The organism is Streptococcus pseudopneumoniae (genome assembly GCF_001076775.1).
GTDB classification, from domain to species: domain Bacteria; phylum Bacillota; class Bacilli; order Lactobacillales; family Streptococcaceae; genus Streptococcus; species Streptococcus pseudopneumoniae_G.
The window spans coordinates 1-1,203 of record NZ_JVGV01000019.1 but is presented as its reverse complement, the minus strand read 5'-3'; the positions used below and the strand labels follow the sequence as shown (position 1 = coordinate 1,203).

The following is a 1,203-nucleotide window of genomic DNA, read 5'->3' as shown; positions in this document are numbered from 1 at the left end:
AAATGGCGCGAGACGGAATCGAACCGCCGACACATGGAGCTTCAATCCATTGCTCTACCAACTGAGCTACCGAGCCTTATTGCGGGAGCAGGATTTGAACCTACGACCTTCGGGTTATGAGCCCGACGAGCTACCGAGCTGCTCCATCCCGCGCTAATACAAAAGGAGGATGTGGGATTCGAACCCACGCACGCTTTTACACGCCTGACGGTTTTCAAGACCGTTCCCTTCAGCCGGACTTGGGTAATCCTCCATATTATTTAAATGGACCTTGTAGGACTTGAACCTACGACCACTCGGTTATGAGCCGAGAGCTCTAACCAGCTGAGCTAAAGGTCCAACAAGATCATTATAGCGGCGAAGGGGATCGAACCCCCGACCTCCCGGGTATGAACCGGACGCTCTAGCCAGCTGAGCTACACCGCCATATATCGGGAAGACAGGATTCGAACCTGCGACACCTTGGTCCCAAACCAAGTACTCTACCAAGCTGAGCTACTTCCCGAGTTAAAAAGAAAAATGCACCCTAGAGGAGTCGAACCTCTAACCGCCTGATTCGTAGTCAGGTACTCTATCCAGTTGAGCTAAGGGTGCTCATTATATTATGCCGAGGACCGGAATCGAACCGGTACGATCGTTACCAATCGCAGGATTTTAAGTCCTGTGCGTCTGCCAGTTCCGCCACCCCGGCCTCTCTAAGCGAACGACGGGATTCGAACCCGCGACCCCCACCTTGGCAAGGTGGTGTTCTACCACTGAACTACGTTCGCACCGTTTTCTTCTATCTAAAAATGCCGGCTACATGACTTGAACACGCGACCCTCTGATTACAAATCAGATGCTCTACCAACTGAGCTAAGCCGGCTCATTTATTATATCTTAATGCGGGTTAAGGGACTTGAACCCCCACGCCGTTAAGCGCCAGATCCTAAATCTGGTGCGTCTGCCAATTCCGCCAAACCCGCATATATGACCCGTACTGGGCTCGAACCAGTGACCCATTGATTAAAAGTCAATTGCTCTACCAACTGAGCTAACGAGTCTAAAATAACTTACGTTATTCTAACGGTCCCGACGGGAATCGAACCCGCGATCTTCGCCGTGACAGGGCGACGTGATAACCGCTACACTACGGGACCTATGGGAGTTAACGGGATCGAACCGCTGACCCTCTGCTTGTAAGGCAGATGCTCTCCCAGCTGA

The 1,203-nt window shown here is 51.9% G+C and carries 13 tRNA genes; all 13 read right to left on the bottom strand.

From position 1 onward, the window contains the following. Positions 1–3 precede the first annotated feature (3 nt). Positions 4–76: transfer RNA gene (locus ADJ60_RS05230), tRNA-Phe, on the bottom strand. A 3-nt stretch (positions 77–79) separates the two neighbouring features. Further along, a tRNA-Met gene (locus tag ADJ60_RS05225) sits at positions 80–153 on the bottom strand. A 10-nt stretch (positions 154–163) separates the two neighbouring features. Beyond that, a tRNA-Ser gene (locus ADJ60_RS05220) sits at positions 164–253 on the bottom strand. Positions 254–265: 12 nt separating this feature from the next. Beyond that, a tRNA-Ile gene (locus tag ADJ60_RS05215) sits at positions 266–339 on the bottom strand. Positions 340–352: 13 nt separating this feature from the next. Further along, positions 353–426, bottom strand: a tRNA-Met gene (locus ADJ60_RS05210). Between the two features lie 5 nt (positions 427–431). After that, positions 432–505: transfer RNA gene (locus tag ADJ60_RS05205), tRNA-Pro, on the bottom strand. Between the two features lie 15 nt (positions 506–520). Beyond that, positions 521–594 (bottom strand) — tRNA-Arg (locus tag ADJ60_RS05200). Positions 595–605: 11 nt separating this feature from the next. Then, a tRNA-Leu gene (locus tag ADJ60_RS05195) sits at positions 606–691 on the bottom strand. A gap of 7 nt (positions 692–698) precedes the next feature. Continuing rightward, positions 699–770: transfer RNA gene (locus ADJ60_RS05190), tRNA-Gly, on the bottom strand. A 22-nt stretch (positions 771–792) separates the two neighbouring features. After that, positions 793–865, bottom strand: a tRNA-Thr gene (locus tag ADJ60_RS05185). Between the two features lie 18 nt (positions 866–883). After that, positions 884–965: transfer RNA gene (locus ADJ60_RS05180), tRNA-Leu, on the bottom strand. Positions 966–970: 5 nt separating this feature from the next. Next, a tRNA-Lys gene (locus ADJ60_RS05175) sits at positions 971–1,043 on the bottom strand. 23 nt (positions 1,044–1,066) lie between these two features. Further along, positions 1,067–1,139, bottom strand: a tRNA-Asp gene (locus ADJ60_RS05170). Positions 1,140–1,203: the final 64 nt, after the last annotated feature.